This window comes from Heyndrickxia faecalis (assembly GCF_040267745.1).
Taxonomy (GTDB): domain Bacteria; phylum Bacillota; class Bacilli; order Bacillales; family Bacillaceae_C; genus Weizmannia; species Weizmannia faecalis.
On record NZ_CP158453.1, the window covers coordinates 1,740,752 to 1,760,111 of the forward strand.

At 48.5% G+C, this 19,360-nt stretch carries 22 protein-coding genes; 21 read left to right on the plus strand and 1 reads right to left on the minus strand.

Annotation, left to right across the window (positions count from 1 at the left end):
- Positions 1-134: 134 nt before the first annotated feature.
- The 10 genes from ABR335_RS08385 (at position 135) to ABR335_RS08430 (ending at position 8,240) form a co-directional block, all read left to right on the plus strand.
- Positions 135-1,298, plus strand: coding sequence for a D-alanyl-D-alanine carboxypeptidase family protein (locus ABR335_RS08385; protein ID WP_014098105.1), 1,164 nt, complete (start codon positions 135-137; stop codon positions 1,296-1,298).
- A 111-nt stretch (positions 1,299-1,409) separates the two neighbouring features.
- Complete coding sequence (gene spoIIAA / locus ABR335_RS08390; protein WP_014098106.1) at positions 1,410-1,760, plus strand: anti-sigma F factor antagonist; 351 nt, start codon at positions 1,410-1,412, stop codon at positions 1,758-1,760.
- Complete coding sequence (spoIIAB, locus tag ABR335_RS08395; protein WP_014098107.1) at positions 1,761-2,204, plus strand: anti-sigma F factor; 444 nt, start codon at positions 1,761-1,763, stop codon at positions 2,202-2,204.
- Positions 2,205-2,216: 12 nt separating this feature from the next.
- The gene (gene sigF, locus ABR335_RS08400) at positions 2,217-2,975 is read left to right on the plus strand and encodes an RNA polymerase sporulation sigma factor SigF (protein ID WP_014098108.1); all 759 of its coding nucleotides are present in this window, start codon (positions 2,217-2,219) and stop codon (positions 2,973-2,975) included.
- Positions 2,976-3,180: 205 nt separating this feature from the next.
- Positions 3,181-3,801: a stage V sporulation protein AA gene (locus ABR335_RS08405; RefSeq protein ID WP_014098109.1), complete on the plus strand. Its 621-nt coding sequence runs from the start codon at positions 3,181-3,183 to the stop codon at positions 3,799-3,801.
- On the plus strand, positions 3,788-4,213 hold the full coding sequence (locus ABR335_RS08410) for a stage V sporulation protein AB (RefSeq protein ID WP_014098110.1): 426 nt from the start codon (positions 3,788-3,790) through the stop codon (positions 4,211-4,213). The genes ABR335_RS08405 and ABR335_RS08410 overlap by 14 nt, the downstream gene beginning before the upstream one ends.
- A 16-nt stretch (positions 4,214-4,229) precedes the next feature.
- On the plus strand, positions 4,230-4,802 hold the full coding sequence (locus ABR335_RS08415; RefSeq protein WP_014098111.1) for a stage V sporulation protein AE: 573 nt from the start codon (positions 4,230-4,232) through the stop codon (positions 4,800-4,802).
- On the plus strand, positions 4,795-6,273 hold the full coding sequence (locus ABR335_RS08420; RefSeq protein WP_014098112.1) for a spore germination protein: 1,479 nt from the start codon (positions 4,795-4,797) through the stop codon (positions 6,271-6,273). Before ABR335_RS08415 ends, ABR335_RS08420 begins: the two co-directional genes overlap by 8 nt.
- A gap of 142 nt (positions 6,274-6,415) precedes the next feature.
- Entirely contained in the window at positions 6,416-7,732 is a 1,317-nt protein-coding gene (gene lysA, locus ABR335_RS08425; RefSeq protein WP_035184659.1) for a diaminopimelate decarboxylase, read from the plus strand.
- A gap of 148 nt (positions 7,733-7,880) precedes the next feature.
- Positions 7,881-8,240, plus strand: a complete 360-nt coding sequence (locus tag ABR335_RS08430; RefSeq protein ID WP_014098114.1) for a GNAT family N-acetyltransferase — start codon at positions 7,881-7,883, stop codon at positions 8,238-8,240.
- Between the two features lie 70 nt (positions 8,241-8,310).
- On the opposite strand, the gene ABR335_RS08435 is transcribed toward ABR335_RS08430, so the two are convergent.
- Positions 8,311-8,403, minus strand: a complete 93-nt coding sequence (locus ABR335_RS08435) for a YjcZ family sporulation protein (protein ID WP_014098115.1) — start codon at positions 8,401-8,403, stop codon at positions 8,311-8,313.
- 156 nt (positions 8,404-8,559) lie between these two features.
- Between ABR335_RS08435 and ABR335_RS08440 the strand changes: the two genes are divergently transcribed.
- From ABR335_RS08440 to ABR335_RS08490, 11 genes are all read left to right on the plus strand, one after another.
- Positions 8,560-9,303: a segregation/condensation protein A gene (locus tag ABR335_RS08440; protein ID WP_017550482.1), complete on the plus strand. Its 744-nt coding sequence runs from the start codon at positions 8,560-8,562 to the stop codon at positions 9,301-9,303.
- 1 nt (position 9,304) lies between these two features.
- Complete coding sequence (gene scpB, locus ABR335_RS08445) at positions 9,305-9,907, plus strand: SMC-Scp complex subunit ScpB (RefSeq protein WP_014098117.1); 603 nt, start codon at positions 9,305-9,307, stop codon at positions 9,905-9,907.
- Entirely contained in the window at positions 9,873-11,153 is a 1,281-nt protein-coding gene (locus ABR335_RS08450; RefSeq protein WP_080666377.1) for a D-alanyl-D-alanine carboxypeptidase family protein, read from the plus strand. The genes scpB and ABR335_RS08450 overlap by 35 nt, the downstream gene beginning before the upstream one ends.
- Positions 11,146-11,736, plus strand: coding sequence for a nucleoside recognition domain-containing protein (locus ABR335_RS08455; RefSeq protein ID WP_013859547.1), 591 nt, complete (start codon positions 11,146-11,148; stop codon positions 11,734-11,736). The genes ABR335_RS08450 and ABR335_RS08455 overlap by 8 nt, the downstream gene beginning before the upstream one ends.
- Complete coding sequence (locus ABR335_RS08460) at positions 11,736-12,269, plus strand: spore maturation protein (protein WP_014098120.1); 534 nt, start codon at positions 11,736-11,738, stop codon at positions 12,267-12,269. The genes ABR335_RS08455 and ABR335_RS08460 overlap by 1 nt, the downstream gene beginning before the upstream one ends.
- 131 nt (positions 12,270-12,400) lie before the next feature.
- Positions 12,401-13,138 carry a pseudouridine synthase gene (locus ABR335_RS08465; protein ID WP_014098121.1) on the plus strand — a complete coding sequence of 246 codons (738 nt, stop codon included), beginning with the start codon at positions 12,401-12,403 and terminating at the stop codon, positions 13,136-13,138.
- Positions 13,139-13,255: 117 nt separating this feature from the next.
- Entirely contained in the window at positions 13,256-13,795 is a 540-nt protein-coding gene (gene resA, locus ABR335_RS08470) for a thiol-disulfide oxidoreductase ResA (RefSeq protein ID WP_014098122.1), read from the plus strand.
- 15 nt (positions 13,796-13,810) lie between these two features.
- Entirely contained in the window at positions 13,811-15,451 is a 1,641-nt protein-coding gene (gene resB / locus ABR335_RS08475) for a cytochrome c biogenesis protein ResB (RefSeq protein WP_046720878.1), read from the plus strand.
- Between the two features lie 43 nt (positions 15,452-15,494).
- A complete protein-coding gene (ccsB, locus tag ABR335_RS08480) occupies positions 15,495-16,694 on the plus strand; it encodes a c-type cytochrome biogenesis protein CcsB (RefSeq protein WP_026104515.1) in 1,200 nt (399 codons plus the stop codon).
- Positions 16,695-16,844: 150 nt separating this feature from the next.
- Complete coding sequence (locus tag ABR335_RS08485) at positions 16,845-17,561, plus strand: response regulator transcription factor (protein ID WP_014098125.1); 717 nt, start codon at positions 16,845-16,847, stop codon at positions 17,559-17,561.
- Positions 17,558-19,327, plus strand: coding sequence for an ATP-binding protein (locus tag ABR335_RS08490; RefSeq protein WP_071451923.1), 1,770 nt, complete (start codon positions 17,558-17,560; stop codon positions 19,325-19,327). The genes ABR335_RS08485 and ABR335_RS08490 overlap by 4 nt, the downstream gene beginning before the upstream one ends.
- Positions 19,328-19,360 lie beyond the last annotated feature (33 nt).

Consider the following 19,360-nt stretch of genomic DNA (forward strand, 5'->3'; position numbering starts at 1 on the left):
CCGCGGATTAGAAGAAAGGGAATTTATCCAGTATAAAAATGGCGCAACTGGAAAAAATGATTTTATGCATATCTCCCATCGTGTACGGAGGTTTTGTTTTCACGTTTTATGATTTTACAAGTTGGAGGGTCATCATGAAGAAAATCATTGGTTTGGTTACCTGCTTCATGCTTGCAGCCGGCGTCCTTGTGCCTGAAGCGTTCGCAGCTGAAAAGAAAAATGAACTGGCGCCGGAAGCGAAATCCGCCATTTTAATTGAACAGGCCACGGGCGAAGTGCTGTACAGCAAGAACAGCCATGAAGAATTGCCGCCTGCTTCCATGACGAAAATCATGACCATGCTTTTAATTATGGAAGCGCTCGACAAAGGCGAAATCAAAATGGATGAAAAAGTACGGACGAGTGAGTATGCGGCATCCATGGGCGGATCGCAAATTTTTCTCGAGCCCGGCGAAGAAATGACGGTGGAACAAATGCTGAAAGGGATTGCGATCGGTTCGGCAAATGACGCGGCCGTTGCGATGGCGGAAAGAATTGGCGGAAGCGAAGAAGCTTTTGTCGACAAAATGAATGAGCGGGCAAAAGCGCTCGGTTTGAAAAACACCCATTTTGAAAATGTGACCGGGCTCCCTGTCAAAGGTCACTACAGTTCAGCTTATGACATGGCCATCATGGCGAAGCAATTGCTGAAACATCACGGCATTACCCATTTCACCGGCAAATATGAAGATTACTTAAGGGAAGGCTCCGATAAAAAGTTCTGGCTCGTCAATACCAATAAACTGGTCCGCCATTATCCCGGCGTTGACGGCCTGAAAACCGGCTTTACAAATGAAGCAAAATTCTGCCTGACCGCAACGGCAAAGAAAAACGGCATGCGTGTGATCGCCGTCGTTTTCGGGGCGCCATCAACAAAAGTGCGGAACGCCCAGGTTTCAAAAATGCTTGACTATGCGTTCAGCCAGTATACCTCCCACCCGCTGTACAAAAAAGGCGCGGCGCTTGACCAGGTCAAAGTGTCAAAAGGGAGCATGCGGCATGTCCGGGCGGTGACGAGCGAACCGGTATCGGTGCTGACGAAAAAAGGCGTCAAATTGTCAAATTTGAAAAAAACCGTGAAGCTCAAAAAAAATGTGCAGGCCCCTGTCCAAAAAGGCGATGAAATTGGAACACTGACTATCAGCCAAGACGGAAAGGTGCTTTCAAAAACAACGCTTGTTGCCGACAAAACGGTGAAACGTGCAGGCTGGTGGCAGCTGTTTAAACGTGCAGCGGGCATGTTTGTCCAGAAAGATTGATGTCGAATCCGCTTGGTTTCTGTTTTTTTAAAGCTTCTTTTGTCTCCCGGAAGGAAAAACGGGAAGCAAGGTCGAAATGACTCACTATTAACAGCGAAGGAGGCTTTAATTGTGAGTCTGGCAATTGACCTGGAAGTGAAAAAAGATGTCCTGTGCATCCGGTTGCAGGGGGAATTGGACCATCATACGGCTGAAAGTTTGCGTGCAAGTGTGACAAAAGCAATTGAAGAAAACGGCATCCGCCATCTTGTATTAAATCTGGAGCAGCTTTCCTTTATGGATAGCTCCGGTTTAGGTGTGATATTGGGAAGATACAAACAGATCAAGCAGAAAAACGGGGAAATGATCGTCTGCGCCATTTCTCCGGCCGTAAAAAGGTTGTTTGAACTGTCCGGCCTCTTTAAAATCATCCGCCTTGATGAATCGGAACAATACGCGCTGCACAGATTGGGGGTTGCCTGAATGAAAAATAAAATGCAATTGCAGTTTTCCGCGCTCAGCCGGAATGAATCTTTCGCCCGCGTGGCGGTTGCCGCTTTTGTTGCCCAGCTTGACCCGACGCTTGATGAATTGACCGAAATCAAAACGGTCGTATCCGAAGCGGTAACAAACGCGATTATTCACGGATATGAAGAAAACCCGGACGGAATGGTTTATGTATCGGCTGCCATTTATGACGACGGCACGGTTGAAATTACCGTCCGCGATGAAGGAAAAGGCATAGCGGATATTGAAGAAGCCAGGCAGCCGCTATTTACAACAAAGCCTGACCTGGAAAGATCCGGAATGGGCTTTACGATCATGGAAAACTTTATGGACGATGTAGAAATCAAGTCGCAGCCAGAATCAGGCACCATCATTCGTCTAAAAAAGCATTTGGCCTTGAAAAACGCCTTATGCAATTAAGGAGTCGTGCCGATGGATGCAGAACTGAAAAAGGCAGAAAAGAAAACCCGGTTAAAAGATGAGGAAGTGAAAAACCTGATCAGGCGCAGCCAGGAAGGGGACCAGGGGGCACGCGACCTGATTGTTGAAAAAAATATGCGCCTTGTCTGGTCGGTTGTCCAGCGCTTTTTGAATCGCGGATATGAACCGGATGACTTATTTCAAATCGGCTGTATCGGGCTGTTAAAATCGGTCGATAAATTTGATCTTTCGTATGACGTCAAATTTTCCACCTATGCAGTCCCCATGATCATCGGGGAAATCCAGCGGTTTTTGCGCGACGACGGAACGGTGAAAGTAAGCCGTTCTTTGAAAGAAACGGGCAACCGGATCCGCAAAACCCGCGATGAGTTAACGAAAAAGCTGGGGAGATCGCCGACCGTGCACGAAATCGCATCAGAACTCGGGATGCCGGTCGAGGAAGTCGTCATGGCGCAGGAGGCAGGCAAAGCCCCGTCATCGATCCATGAGACGGTATATGAAAACGATGGCGACCCGATCACGCTTCTCGACCAGATTTCAGACCAGAACGACCAAAAGTGGTTTGACCAGATTGCCCTCCAGGAAGCGATCAGAGGGCTTGAGGAGCGCGAAAGGCTGATTGTGTACCTCCGCTATTACAAAGACCAGACACAGTCCGAAGTGGCCGAACGGCTTGGCATTTCGCAAGTGCAGGTTTCACGGCTTGAAAAGAAAATACTTGAAGTAATGAAAGAGCGCATGGAGTTGTAAACGTGCGCTTTTTTGCTTTTTTATTCCCGGATGTGGCGTCCAACAGAAGCCGAAAATCATCCGGCAATGGAAAAAAGTACAGGAAGCGTGCAAAAGTCCGGCGAATCGCCTGATCATACGATACATACAGCATGAAACTGGTGCATGAAAATCTTCCAATATCACATACTACAAACACAACGTATGAAAGCAGGGGGTGAAGGCAGTGGATGAAACGATTTATTTGCGGCTCCGCCACCGTATTCGCGTCAATCCGGGCTTTACTGTAAGATTATCCCATATTGCCCAGATTCACGCGCCGTCCGGTATACAGGAAACCCTTTTGGACACCCCCGTCCAAACCATTTCCAAGGCCGACGGGAACACCGTTGTCATTGATATGATGAAAATTATTTCCTGTATCAAGAAAAAGATTCCGGACGCTGCCGTGTCTCCGGTCGGTCCGGCGGCAACGATTGTGGAAGTAGCCGCAAAAAAGAGGTACCTGCCGCTTTTGTTTTTTATATTGATTTGGATTTTGCTTTTTTTAGGCTCTGCGCTTGGGATTATCAATTTTCACGAAGATGTCGGCATGCGGGCTGCCCAGGAAAAAATTTATTATCTGATTACAGGCATCCGCGACAATACGCCGCTTATGTTTCAAATTCCCTATTCGCTCGGCCTCGGGGCGGGTATGGTAATTTTTTTTAACCATGCATTTAAAAAGAAATTTAATGAAGAACCGAGCCCGCTTGAAGTTGAAATTTTCAACTATCAGCAGGACATCGACCATTATATCCTGTTGAATGAGAATAAGGAGAACATGAAACATTTTGACCATCCTTAAGCAAATCTTCACCGTGTTTTGCGGGCTCGGCGGCGGGCTTGTGGTCGGCTGCGGGTATGTGGCTTTTTTAACGGTGCTTGGCATTGTGCCGCGGCTTGTCCAGCTGTCCAGGACAGAACGGTTCATCCAATCATACGAATGGGCAGTTGTATTCGGGGTGCTGTCCGGGACATGGTGGGGGCTTGGTGACGCAGGCGGCCGGCTTTCAGCAATCGTTGCGGCGCCTGTCGGGTTGTTTTGCGGCCTGTTTGTCGGCATGCTTGCTGCGGCGCTCACAGAAGTGGTCAATGTCATCCCAATTTTTTCCAAAAGAATTGGAATGGACGGGCGTCTTGCCGGCGCATTGATGGCGATCGTGCTCGGGAAGGTGGCTGGCGCTTTATTTCAATGGCTTTATTATGTAAATCATTAAGAAAGGAACAACCGGCATGGGGGAAAAACGGCGGGTGATCCTTGTCACGGACGGGGATGAGTATGCGAAAAAAGCAATCGAATGCGTCGCGAAAAAAATGGGCGGGCGCTGTATTTCACAATCATACGGAAATCCAACCCGGCTTTGTGGGGAGCAGATCGCGGACCTGATCCTCAAGGCGGCCGGAGACCCTGTTTTTGCCATGTTCGATGATTCAGGGGTGATAGGCCCGGGACCCGGCGAAGAGGCGCTCACTTTTGTGGCCGGGCATCCGCGCATCGAAGTGCTCGGCGTGATTGCGGTCGCATCGAAAACCCATCAGGCCGAATGGTCAAGGGTGGATGTGTGCATTGACAATACCGGTGAAATCACGCCGTACGGGGTGGACAAATTCGGCATTCCGGAAATGGATTTGAAAAAAATCAACGGGGACACGGTTTACAGTCTTGACCGGCTGGACGTGCCCATTATTGTCGGCATCGGGGATGTCGGCAAAATGTCGAAAAAAGACGATTATCATATCGGCGCCCCGATCACAGAAAAAGCGGTACGACTGATCTTGGAAAGGAGCGGGTTCAAGCATGGCTGAAACAGGCAGGAAAAGGCTGATTTCATCCAATCCGGCAGAAGTGGAAGCATTTTTTAAAAATAAAGTCGGACTTGGCATCAGTTATGATATTGGTGTCAGAAAAATCCAGGTCCTTGATACAGAAATCCAGCTGTACTATGTCAACGGGCTCACGGAAACGATTTCGATTATCCAAATTATGAGAGAACTGCTGAGATTAAATAACGGCAAATTTTCTTCCGGGAAAGTGCATGAGCTTGTTGAAAATTACATCGTCCATATGCAGGTCGAAAAAGTCAAAACCTATGATGAAATGGTCGATGAAGTGCTGTCCGGGCTGATCGCCATTTATGTCGAAGGAAAACAAGAAGCATTTATTATCGATGTTCGCAGTTATCCGGGAAGGACGCCGATGGAACCGGATACGGAAAAAGTCGTCCGTGGGGCGCGTGACGGTTATGTTGAAAATATTGTTATCAATACGGCCTTGACGCGGCGGCGGATCCGCGATGAGCGGCTGCGCTTTGAAATGATGAAAGTTGGCGAACGCTCGAAAACGGATGTATCGATTGCTTATATTGAAGGCGTGGCAGATCCCGAAGTCATCGAAACGGTCAGAAAAGAACTGAAGGCGATTGATATTGACGGAATTACGATGGCAGATAAAACGGTAGAAGAATTTATTTTGAAACAAAATTATAATCCTTTCCCGCTGATCCGCTATACGGAACGGGCGGACGTCGCGGCCACCCATTTGCTGGAGGGGCATGTGCTTGTATTGGTGGACACTTCACCAAGCGTGATGATTATGCCGACAACGGTTTTTCACCATATGCAGCACGCCGAAGAATACCGCCAGGCTGCAGCTGTCGGCACGTTTATCCGCTGGGTGCGGTTTTTCGGGATTGCCGTTTCTCTTTTTCTCCTGCCGCTTTGGTATTTAGTGGCGGTGGAACCGTCGCTTTTGCCGGAGCAACTGGATTACATTGGGCCGAATAAGCAGTCGCATGTCCCGCTTGTCCTTCAGCTTCTTATCGCCGATTTAGGCATTGAGTTTATGCGGGTTGCCGCCATCCATACGCCGACGCCGCTCGCCACCGCCATGGGCTTGATTGCGGCCGTTTTGGTCGGGCAGATTGCGGTTGAAGCCGGGCTGTTTGTTTCGGAAGTCATTTTGTATGTATCCGCCGCGGCGATTGGCACTTTTGTCACACCAAGTTATGAGCTGAGCGTGGCGAATAAACTTGTGAGAATGATTTTACTGATTATCGTAGCAATTTTTAAAGTCAAAGGCTTTGTGATCGGCAGCACCGTTTTTCTGCTGTTCCTCGTGTCCATCCGGCCGTTGAACACGCCGTATTTCTGGCCGTTTATCCCGTTTAACCCGCAGGCATTTTTCCAAATCCTGTTCAGAAGGCCGGTTCCGGGCTCCAAGTACCGCCCGAGCATTGTCCACCCGGTCGATCGCTTCCGCCAGCCGCCTGAAGCTTGAAACTATTGCAGAAAGCCTGTTTTTATGTTAAAGTTAGTAGAAAATTAACGCAAAAGCTCTAGGAAAGGGAGGGAAGCCTACCCCGGTTTATGCCGGGAAGGCTTCTCTCCCGATTGGCGGAATATTAGGTGGGGTTGAAAACATGAAGCATAACGGGTCGGTAAAGGTAAATGGAAAGGGGCATCTCGAAATCGGCGGTGTTGACACGGTAAGCCTCGCTGCCCGTTACGGAACGCCTCTTTATGTATATGACGTTGCTTTAATACGGCAAAGGGCCAGAGCGTTCAAGGAAACATTCCGGAAACTCGGCGTCAAATCCCAGGTTGCTTATGCCAGCAAGGCTTTTTCCGCCATTGCCATGATCCAGCTTGCAGATGAAGAGGGGCTGTCTTTGGATGTTGTTTCAGGCGGGGAACTGTATACTGCCCTTGCTGCCGGGTTTCCTGTTGAACACATTCATTTCCACGGCAACAATAAAAGCCGGGAAGAATTGGAAATGGCGCTTGATGCCGGAATCGGCTGCATCGTTGCCGATAATTTTTACGAGCTTGACATGCTGGAAAACTTGTGCGCTGAAAAAGGCCGCAAAGTTTCCGCGCTCTTAAGGGTCACACCGGGCATTGAAGCCCATACGCATGATTATATTTTAACGGGCCAGGAAGATTCAAAATTCGGTTTTGACTTGCAAAACGGGCAGGCGGAGGCGGCGCTGAAGCAGGTGCTTTCATCCGGCTGGATAAAATTGCTCGGGGTGCATTGCCATATCGGATCGCAAATTTTTGAAACAGCCGGCTTTGTCCTGGCTGTGCAGAAAATTATGGATAAACTGGACGAGTGGCATGCCAGGTACGGTTATTTTCCGGAAGTGCTTAACCTTGGCGGTGGTTTCGGCATCCGCTATACGGAAGAAGACCATCCGCTTCCGCCTGCTTATTATGTAGAAGAAATCGTCAAAGAAGTGAAGAAACAGGCCGGTTCCCGCCGCCTGCCGGTTCCCGAGATCTGGATCGAACCGGGCCGCTCGCTTGTCGGCGAAGCCGGGACGACGCTTTATTCGGTCGGGTCCCGCAAGGAAGTGCCGCATGTCAGAAAATATATTGCGGTTGACGGGGGGATGAGCGACAATATCCGCCCGGCACTTTATGACGCAAAATATGAAGCAGTGCTGGCCAACCGTCCGCTTGATAAGTGCGAAGAGACCGTATCCGTTGCCGGGAAATGCTGCGAGTCGGGGGATATGCTGATTTGGGATCTGCCGCTGCCGAAGACAGGCAGCGATGACCTTTTGGCCGTATTTTGCACTGGCGCTTACGGTTATTCGATGGCAAATAACTATAACCGGATCCCACGCCCGCCGGTTGTGTTTGTCGAAAACGGCAAAGATGAGCTTGTCGTAAAGCGGGAGACGTACGAAGACCTGATCCGCAATGATCTCCGTCTGCGCGTGCCGCTTTCTTGACAAATCCGGGGCGGAAAAGCGGATGGCACTTGTTTTCCGGACTTGCTTTTGGAAAATATTGTACGTGCCTTGTTTACTTTCTCTGAAATAGGAATATACTAATAAGTAAAGCGTTTGAATTAAATTGGATGATTACGAGGGATTCAGTATGTTAATTCGGTATAAAAAATCTTTCGATAAGATTGCAATGGGCCTGTTGTCCTTTATGCCAGATGAAAAAGATTTGAAAAAGCTGCAGCAAACAAAGCAATTGTACGAAACAGAAGACAAGTGGCAGCTTTTTTTATGGAAAGAGGATGATGACATTGTTGGCCTGATCGGGGTTGTACTGGATGGGGACAAAGTGGAAATCCAGCATATTTCCGTCAATCCGTCTTATCGCGACCAAGGAATCGGGAAAAGCATGGTCAAGGCTTTAAAACAAATGTATGAAGGAAAAGAAGTGGTTCCGAATAAATACATTGTTGACTTCTTCCATAAGTGTGCTGAAAAAGAAGACCTGTCCTGACCGGGTCTTCTTTTATTTCGGATACGGCAAAAAGGACCTGCCGGCATGATGCCGGAGGCCCTTTTTACGGTTACCAGATATACGCACTGCCGACAATGATCAACAAAATAAAAAGCACGACAATTAACGCAAATCCGCTGCCCCAGCCAAAACCGTCAGCCATGATAACCCCTCCCTCAACAGTCATTACATGGTATACTATGTAGGCGCGCCGGAACGTGTATGGACTCCTGCCCATCTGCGCGCTTTTGATTGGAGATACATACGTTTCAGGCTATACTTATTTTGACGCTTTGAAAAAGGAACGGTGTACAATTTTATGGAATATAAGGTGAAAATCGGCGCGTTTGAAGGACCGCTCGATCTGCTTTTGCATCTGATCCACCAGCTTGAAATCGACATTTACGATATTCCGGTTGCTGAAATTACCGAGCAGTATTTGGACTACATCCATACAATGAAAGAGCTTGAACTGGACGTCGCAAGCGAATATCTTGTGATGGCGGCCACGCTTTTGGCGATCAAAAGCAAAATGCTTTTGCCAAAACAGGAGCCAGATGAACCGGATGAAGATTATACGGTGGAAGAAGACCCGCGCGAACAACTTGTCGAGCGCCTCCTCGAATACAAAAAATACAAGGAAGCAGCCAGCACGTTCAAACGCCTTGAAGCCGGCCGCAGCGAAATCTTCACCAAGCCGCCGAGCGATTTGTCGGCGTATGCGTCGGACGCAGATGGAAGAAAAATCGGCGCCAATGTGACGATCTATGATATGATCGGCGCGTTAAATAAACTTTTGCGCAGAAAAAAATTGCAAAAACCGCTGTTTACCAAAATCACACGGCAGGAAATCTCGATCGAAGAAAGAATGGATGAAATTTTAAAACAGCTGGAAACGGCGCCGGGAAGCGTCCAATTTTACGACTTATTCTCTTTTCACGATAAAGAACAAATTGTCGTAACTTTTTTGGCTGTCCTGGAACTGATTAAGCGCCATCAAATTATGGCGGTACAGGAAGAAAATTTCGGTGACATTACCGTTGTAAGGAAAGAGGGGGATTGATATGGAAATCGTCCATTGGAAAGGCATCCTCGAAAGCCTGTTGTTTGTTGCAGGGGACGAGGGGCTTTCCCTGAAGCAAATTTCCCATGTAATGGAAATTGAAGAGTTTGAAGCAGTTGAAATTTTAAAGCGTTTAAAAGAACAATATGAAAACGACCCGGATCGCGGCATTACGCTCATTGAACTGGCCGGCACGTACCAGTTGGCAACCAAAAAAGAGCATGCGCCGTATTTAAAAAAACTGGTCGAATCCCCGAATACGAATACATTATCGCAGGCGGCACTTGAAACACTGGCGATCATCTCCTATAAACAGCCGATTACAAGAATTGAAATCGAAGAAATCCGCGGTGTGAAAACAGAAAGGCCGCTGCAGACGCTGATGGCAAAAGGGCTCATCCAGGAAGTCGGCAGGCAGGAAGGCGCCGGGCGGGCAATCCTTTACGGTACGACCAAAGAATTTCTTGACCATTTCGGGCTGAAAAGTTTAAAAGAACTGCCGCCGTTTCCCGAACAGCCGGAAGACGAATTTTCGCAGGAAGAAGCAGATCTGTTTTTTGAAAAATTCCATGAAGAAAAAGGCGAAAACGGATTTTCGCCGTGAAGAAAGCTTGCCCAAATTGGTGCAGGCTTTTTTCGTCTCACACATATTCCGGTTATTTCTTCCTGTTCCGTGCATAAACTTGTACAAAACGCGGTTTGGAAAAGCTGAAAAAAGGAGCTTCTTTATGAAACGGTACTTCCTATATGCGGCGCTTGCAGTGCTTGTTTTTTCGGCCCTTCCGCCCGGAGCGGCTGCTGCTGATACGCCGTCTGTGCAGGCAAAAAGCGCGATATTAATGGACCAGGATACAGGGCGGATTTTGTACGAAAAAGATGCATATGAACCGAGAAGCATTGCCTCGATTACGAAAATCATGACGGCGCTAGTGGCCATTGAATCGGGAAAAATGGACAAGGAGGCTGTCGTTTCGAACCGCGCCGTACGTACCGAGGGGTCATCATTGTATTTGAAACCGGGAGACAAATGGAAAATGAAGGATCTTGTTTACGGGCTCATGCTCCGGTCGGGAAATGACGCCGCCAATGTCATTGCCGAAAATGTCGGGGGCAGCATAGAAGGCTTTGTTTTTATGATGAACGAAAAAGCGAAGGAGATCGGCATGCATGACACCCATTTTGCTAACCCGAACGGCCTTGAAGACCCGGGTGGCCGCCATTATTCGACCGCTTACGATATGGCGCTGTTAATGAAATACGCGATGCAAAATAAAGAGTTCCGGAAAATTACCGGCACGAAATTTTACAAAGGCTGGCGGAACAAAAACCGGCTGCTGACTGAAAAGTACCGGTACTGTACGGGCGGGAAAACCGGTTATACGAAAGCGGCCAGACGGACACTTGTGACAACGGCGGCAAAAGGCGGCGAAAATCTCATCGCCGTTACCCTGAACGATTCGGATGACTGGGATGACCATATTGCGATGTATGAGTACGGCTTCAGCCAGTATGACAGGAAACGGATTGTGGAAGAGGGGCCGGTTGCCGCCGTCCGCACGAAATATTTGAAACAGCATGTTTATGTGAAACGGGATATCACCTACCCGCTTAAAGCCGGAGAAGAAGACGCCGTAAAAGTCGAATACCGGATCAAAAAGCCTGAAAATTCGTGGAAAGACCCGGAAAAAGTGCCGGAGACCGTCGGAAGGGCGATTGTTTATTTAAACGAAAAGGTGATCGCGAGCACGCCTATTTATTATCAGAAAACGCCGGTTAAAGAGAAAGAAACATGGCTTGAACAGTTCAAAGAGACATTTTGGATCCAATTGGGGCTGAAAAACAATGGTTAATTATATTTGGATCGGCATGGCCGTGATCGGGCTCGTTTTTGCGGCGGTAAATGGCAAGATGCAGGCGGTGAACGAGGCGATTTTTACATCCGCGCGCGATGCGGTCTCGATCAGCATCGGCCTGATCAGCGTTCTTGTTTTCTGGCTCGGGATGATGAAGATTGCGGAAGTTTCAGGCCTCCTTTCGAAACTTTCCCGCCTGTTCCGGCCGGTGATAAAAAAATTGTTTCCGGATGTGCCGGACAACCATCCGGCACTCGGCTACATCCTCTCCAATATGATTGCCAATATGTTTGGGCTCGGAAATGCCGCCACTCCGCTCGGCATTAAAGCGATGGAGCAGCTGCACGAACTGAACGGAAGGAAACCGGAAGCAAGCCGTTCAATGATCACGTTCCTTGCTTTAAACACATCCGGGCTCACACTTATTCCGGCAACGGTGATTGCTATCCGCCTGAATGCAGGTTCCGCGCATCCGACCGAGATTGTGGCGCCGACCTGCATCGCCACTTTTGCAACGACCATTGCCGCCATTTGCATTGACCGCTATTTTTACCACCGGCGGACGAAACGGAGGAAGTGATGTTTTTGAAATGGATCTCACTGATTTCAATTTGGCTGATTCCGGCAATGGTCGGATTTATCCTACTTTACAGCGCATGGAAAAAAGTGCCGGCTTACGAAACATTTGTGGAAGGCGGCAAAGAAGGCATTAAAATCGCCTTTTCCATCATTCCTTTTTTAGTTGGCATGCTTGTCTCGATCACAATTTTCAGGGCCTCAGGGGCGCTCGATTTTTTTGTCGGATTTTTAAAACCGGCCCTGCATTTGCTCGGTATCCCATCTGAAGTCGTGCCGCTTGCTTTGATCCGGCCGGTTTCCGGCAATGCCGCTCTTGCCCTGATGGCGGATCTGATCAAAACATACGGGCCGGACTCGCTCATCGGGAGAATGGCATCCGTCATCCAGGGCAGCACGGACACCACCCTTTATGTTGTAACCGTTTATTTCGGGGCAGTCGGCATCCGGAAAATGGGGGACGCCTTAAAAGTCGGGCTGCTCGCCGATCTGTTCGGGATTATAATTGCGATTTTCATGGTGCTGTTGTTATTCTGACGCGGTAAAAGAAAAAACGGTTTCTCCGTCATTTCAGGGTGCTTGTTTCGCTCGTCCGGCTTTGCATTTTATTTACGTTATGCCATAATGCTTAAAGGATAGTTTAAGCAAAACAGATTGAGGTGTAACGGATGGAACGTTTGCAAAAAGTGATCGCACAGGCCGGTGTCACATCCCGGAGAAAAGCGGAACAGCTGATACTGGAAGGGAAAGTAAAAGTGAACGGGGAGACAGTCAGAACGCTGGGGACAAAAGTGTCCCAGTCGGATAAAATTGAAGTGGAAGGTATTCCGCTTGAGCGTGAAGAAAAAGTATATTACCTTTTTTATAAACCAAGAGGGGTGATTTCCGCTGTCAGCGATGACAAAGGGAGAAAAACGGTAAGCGATTATTTCCGCGATGCAGGTGCAAGGGTTTATCCGGTCGGCCGGCTCGACTACGACACGTCGGGCCTTTTAGTAGTCACCAATGACGGTGAATTTGCAAACCTTCTGATGCATCCGCGTTTTGAAATCGACAAAACGTATATTGCAAGGCTTTCCGGCATTCCATCCAGGCAGGAATTAAAGCAGCTGGAAAAAGGGATCCGGCTAAAGGACGGCATGACTGCGCCTGCCAGGGCAAAACTGTTGTCCATGGACAAACGAAAAAAGAAAGCGATCGTCCAGCTTACGATCCATGAAGGCAGAAACAGGCAAGTGAGGCGCATGTTCGAACATCTCGGCTACCCGGTTGAAAAACTGCGGCGCGAAGCATACGGCATGCTGACATTAAAAGGATTAAACGCGGGCGAAAAAAGGGAGCTCACCCCGCACGAAGTCAAGACGTTAAGATCCCTTGCCGAAAACGGCGACGCCTCCCGTAAATAAAAGCGCAAGTTAAGGGGCTTATTTTGTTCACAAAAACTTCAAAAAACAGCGAAAAAGGACAGAAAAATGTTATAATGTATGAGAGTTGTGTGACACTTTTGGACAGGGGGAGGAGCAATGTCACAAACGAAACAGAAACGTCTCATTTTCCGCGCCGCGATTCTCGCTGTTTTGATATTGGCTGTCGGTTACACACTGTATGCAAATGCGACGAAGGAGTCGCGGGGAGCGCTTGCAGCGGGGGATAAGGCCCCTGATTTTATCCTGAAAGATTTGAATGGGAAAACGTACCGGTTATCTGATTATAAAGGGAAAGGTGTCCTTTTGAATTTTTGGGGGACATGGTGTGAGCCGTGCAAGAAAGAAATGCCTTATATGAATGAACTCTATTCATCCTATAAACCAAAAGGCGTGGAAATTCTTGCCGTCCACGTAAAAAATACGCGCTTTCTTGTGGACGAATTCGTGAAACAGTATGGGCTAACGTTCCCGGTGCTGATTGATAAAAACGGCGATGTTCAGCATGCGTATCACATCGACCCCCTTCCGACAACCTTTTTGATCGGGCCGGACGGGAAAGTCAAAAAAGTGATCATTGGAAACCAAAACCTCTCCAAAAAAGACATTCAGGACATGATGGATATGATCAAACCATAACCGAGGAGAGAGACAATGAAGGATATAAAATGTGAGTGCGGACATGTGAATCCTCCCGGGACCGTTTTGTGCGAGTCGTGTGGGAAAGCGCTGACAGCAGAAGCGGAGGCGGCAGTTCTCCATGATATGCGGTATGAAGGGAGCGCGCGCAGGTCGCAAGTGTATAAAAAAACGCCGGTGGATAAAATCTGGAATTTTTTTTCGTCCGTAAAAACCGGCGTCTGGCTGATTGTCCTGACGTTAATTGCGTCAGCACTCGGCACTGTGCTGCCCCAGGCCGACTATATCCCTTCCAATGTCGACCCGTCCGAGTATTACGAGAATCAGTACGGCTGGTTCGGCAAGCTCTGGTATACGCTCGGATTTGATAACCTTTACAATTCCTGGTGGTATCTGCTTTTCATCGCCCTGATCGGCGTTTCGCTCGTCATTTGCAGCCTTGACCGCTTTATCCCGCTGCGCCGCGCCCTCTTAAACCAGAAAGCAGCGCGCCATGAAGGGTTTCTGAAGCGGCAGCGCCTGTACGTGAAAAAGGAAGGGTCCATCGATGACGCCGCTTATACACAGGTCAAACACCGGCTTGAAGCGAAACATTATAAAATCCGCGAAGAAGGCGGGAACTTATTTGCCGAGAAAAATCGGTTTTCCCGCTGGGGGCCGTACGTCAACCATATCGGATTGATCATCTTTCTTTGCGGCTCTATGCTCCGCTTTGTTCCCGGCATGTATGTCGATGAACTGGTCTGGGTGAGGGAAGGAGAAAAAGCGGTGCTCCCCGGCACAAACGGGCAGTATGTGCTCCTGAACAAGCAATTCAAGCTGCAAGTTTACAGCAAAAAAGACAATCAAAATTTTGAATCGGCACTGAATAGGGTCGGCAATGTTGCGAAAAATTTCGAGACGGATGCCGTGCTTTACAAGCAGGGGAAAAAGCGCGTTTTAGGGGAAGACGCCCCGCTTAAAAAAGTGAAATTCTACCGCATCCAGGTCAATAAACCTTTGAAATTCGGACATTACGCCGTGTATCAAATGGATTACAAGCTGGATGAATTCCAGGCGATGTCTTTTGCTTTTGAGAAGAAGTCGAATAAAAAAATATACGGCAAACTTAAAATTGACCTGTACCATCCAAAGGCGGAGTACCCGCTCGGAAAAGGCTATAAAGTCAAGCTGCTCGGCTACTATCCTTCGTTTACGGGGTTTGCCAAAAACGGGGAGCCGCAAACGGATTCGTATATTCCAAACAATCCTGCTTTTCTTTTCAGCTTAATTTCGCCGGAGCATCCGAAAGGGGAAAAAAGCTTTGTTGCCATCCGTCAGACTGTGGAACCGCTCGGAAAAAATGACTACAAGCTGGCTTTTGCCGGGCTTGAAACGCGGAATGTTTCTGCTTTGGCCGTAAGAAAAGACGAGACGCTCTGGGTACTGGCCGTTGGGGGCGCGATCTTTATGATCGGGGTCATTCAGGGGGCGTACTGGAATCACCGCCGTTTCTGGCTGAAGCGGGAGAAAGGCGCCGTGCTTTTGGCAGCCCATACAAATAAAAACTGGTACGGGCTAAAAAGGGAGCTGGAATGGGTGCTCAGCGCATCCGGCATGCCGGCGCTTGTTGACAGAAAAGAACGGAAGAATCCGCAACAGGCCCATACGGCTTAAACAGACAGGAGCAATCGGATGAGGAGGGGGAAAATTGGAAAATCTGGTCGAAACGAGCAGCCGGTTGTTGTTCGCCGCATTTCTTTTGTATTTAATCGGCACTTTACTGTTTGGCGGCGCGATCCGCACACCGAAAAAGGGACAGGGAAGCACTGGGCCGCAAAAAACGAAGTGGGGAAATTTTGCGATCTTCGCAACGGTTGCGGGGTTTATTTGCCAGGCCGGTTATTTTATTACAAGGTGGATCGCATCCGGGCATGCCCCTGTAAGTAATTTATTTGAATTCACTACTTTTTTTGGTATGATGCTTGTTGGAGCCTTTATGGTCATTTATTTTCTTTACAGGAGTGCGGTGCTCGGGCTGTTTGCTTTGCCGGTTGCACTTCTTTTGATTGCCTATGCAAGCATGTTCCCGAAAGACATCAATCCGCTCGTGCCGTCTCTCAGGAGCTACTGGCTGCAGATTCATGTGACAACGGCGGCCGCCGGGGAGGCCATTCTTGCTGTCAGTTTTGCTGCCGGGCTGATTTACCTTGTGAAAAGCACTGATCAGCAAAAATCAAACCGGCAGACTTTCTGGCTGGAATTTGTTATGCTTTGTTTAATCTGCATCGCCGGTTTTATTGTCGCAAAATCCGCTTTCGGCTTGTTTCATTACAAAGCGGATTTCAGCTGGATTGACCGTAACGGGGCAAAAAACACGGGGGAAAATGCCCTCGTCTACCATATGCCGGCTGTTATCGGGCCGCATGGCGGGGAACTTTTAACAGCTGGGAGAATGACGCCGTGGTTTTATGTGCCGGCCTTTATCAATGCCGTCAAACTGAACACGGTGCTCTGGTCTGTTTTGAGCGGCATCATTCTTTACGTGCTGGTCCGGTTGGCGGCCAGAAAGCGGATCGGCGCGCTGTTAAAACCGCTCACCAAAAATATAAATGCGGATTTAATGGATGAGATCGGCTACCGTTCGGTATTGATCGGGTTTCCGGTGTTTACGCTCGGCGCGTTAATCTTTGCGATGATCTGGGCACAAATTGCCTGGAGCAAATTTTGGAGCTGGGACCCGAAAGAAGTGTGGGCACTGGTTACGTGGCTGTTTTATGCCGCTTTTCTCCATTTGCGCATGTCAAAAGGCTGGCAAGGTGAAAAATCCGCCTGGCTGGCCGTCATTGGCTTTGCCATTATTCTGTTTAACCTGATTGCAGTAAATCTTGTCATTGCTGGGCTGCATTCGTATGCCTGATTTTGTAAGCTTTTGAATCCTCCGCATCCCCGGGAGCCCCACCCGGGGATGCGGGCGGCTTGCATGGCCTCGGGAAGCCCGCAAGGATTTTACCGGCTGGATGAATCTTGCTCGCAGCAGGCGGCTGATATTGACTGAGGAGGAATAGCAATGGATGAGGATGTAAAAATTTTAGTGGTTGATGATGAAGAAAGGATCCGGCGCCTGTTACGAATGTATTTGGAAAGGGAAAATTACACGATAGATGAAGCGGAAGACGGCGATACCGCTTTGAAAATGGCGCTTGAAAAAGACTACAGCTGCATTTTGCTCGATATTATGATGCCGGGCAAAGACGGCATTGAAGTGTGCCAGGAATTGCACGAAAAGAAAATGACGCCCGTGATCATGCTGACGGCTAAAGGCGAAGAAGCCAACAGGGTGGAAGGATTTGAAGTTGGCGCGGATGATTATATTGTAAAACCGTTCAGCCCGCGCGAAGTGGTACTGCGGGTGAAAGCCCTGCTCCGCCGATCGCTGCAAACGGGTTTCTTAAACGCGGATACAAAAGCAAAAGACATTGTCGTTTTCCCGCATATTACCATCGACAATGATGCTCACCGCGTCACAGCGGACGGAAAGGAAGTCAATCTGACCCCGAAAGAGTATGAGCTGCTTTATTTTCTCGCCAAATCTCCGGATAAAGTGTTTGACCGCGAACAACTTTTAAAAGAAGTATGGCATTATGAATTTTTCGGTGATCTCCGTACGGTGGATACGCATGTCAAACGCTTGCGGGAAAAATTGAATAAAGTGAGCGAAAACGCGGCTAAAATGATCGTTACCGTCTGGGGCGTCGGGTATAAATTTGAGGTTGCGCCGGAATGAGAATTTGGCGGACGGTTGTCGGAAAACTGTGGATGACCATTCTGCTGATGGTTGCCTGCGTTCTGCTCATCCTGACGGTACTGTTGCTCAAGTTTTTTGAAGAATACCATATCAATCAGATTGAGCAGGATTTGTCCAATACGGCGCAAAAAATCTCGGGGATTATGGAGGAGCACCCAAGCGGAAAGATCGGGAAAGAAATTGCCCTCGGCGTTCTGGACCAAAACGAGAAAGTCATGATCGTTTACCGCAAAAATGATATCTTTTATCCGTCCGGTTCCAAATCATACAAAGGGATTCCGTACGCGTCGATTTTAAAGGACAAGCAGCTGTCCCAAGTGTTTAGCGAAAAGAAGAAAGTGAGCAAAGAGTTAACCCCTTCTGGCGGGTCTTCCCGCAATAAGTACCATCATGTGATTGTGACGGCCGTCCCGCTTCATGTGAAGGGGGAAGAACCGGGCGCGGTATTTGTTTACCAGTCATTGGAAGTGCTTCAGGAAATGACGCGGCAAACGACAAAAATCATTTTGCTCGGTGCAGGCATTGCCATTATTTTAACGACCGGCTTTGCTTTCTTCCTTTCAAAAAGGATTGGCGGGCCATTGCATAAAATGCGGGAAGCGGCTTTTGAAGTGGCAAAAGGGCGTTTTGACAAAAAGGTGCCGATTTTAACCCGTGATGAAATCGGGGAACTGGCGACCGCTTTTAATACGATGGGGCGACAGCTTAAATTTAATATGGACGCCTTAAAGCAGGAAAAAGAGCAGCTGCGGAATATTTTAAGCAGCATGGCCGATGGTGTTTTGACCTTTAACCGGGACGGCGCCATTTTAATCATGAACCCGCCGGCTGAGATGTTTCTTCAAAACTGGTATCATAACCAGGCTGCAAAAGATGCTCCACTTCCTGAAGGGCTGTCCGCATTGCTTGCAAAAGTGGTCGAAACGGAGAAAGAACAGACGGATGAAATTGAAATCAACGGCCGGTACTATGTTATGATTGCAAGCCCGCTTTATAATTTGTCTCGGATCCGCGGCGTTGTCACCATTATCCGCGATATGACGGAAGAACGGAAGCTGGACAAGCTGCGCGATGATTTTATCGCAAACGTTTCGCACGAATTGCGGACGCCGGTTGCCATGCTGCAGGGATACAGCGAAGCGATCATTGATGATATTGCGGCAAGTGAAGAAGAAAAGAAAGAATTTGCCAAAATCATTTACGATGAAACGCTCAGGATCGGCCGGCTTGTCAATGAGCTGCTCGATCTGGCAAGAATGGAAGCAGGGCATTTTTCGTTTAGAATGGAGCCGGTCTCATTCAACAGTTTCATCGAAAGAGTGACACATAAATTTAACGGCATCGCGAAAGAAAAAGGAATCGACCTCGTTTGCGAGACTTCGGACAGCGATCTCACCCTTGAAATCGATGCCGACAGGATTGAACAGGTGCTGACGAATTTAATTGATAACGCCCTCCGGCATACTTCCCCGAACGGTTACGTCAAAGTAAAAGAGGAAGAAGCACCCGGCGGCGTATATGTACACGTCGAAGACAACGGATCCGGTATTCCGGATGAAGATTTGCCGTTTGTATTTGAACGCTTTTACAAAGCGGATAAAGCAAGGACGCGCGGCAAATCGGGAACAGGGCTGGGCCTTGCGATTGCCAAAAACATTGTCGAAGGGCATGGTGGCCGGATCTTTGTCAAAAGCAAATTAGGGGAAGGGACCACCTTTTCATTTTTCCTTCCAAAAAAAGGCTGACCTCTGCGCCGGGTCTGCCTTTTTTTGTATATT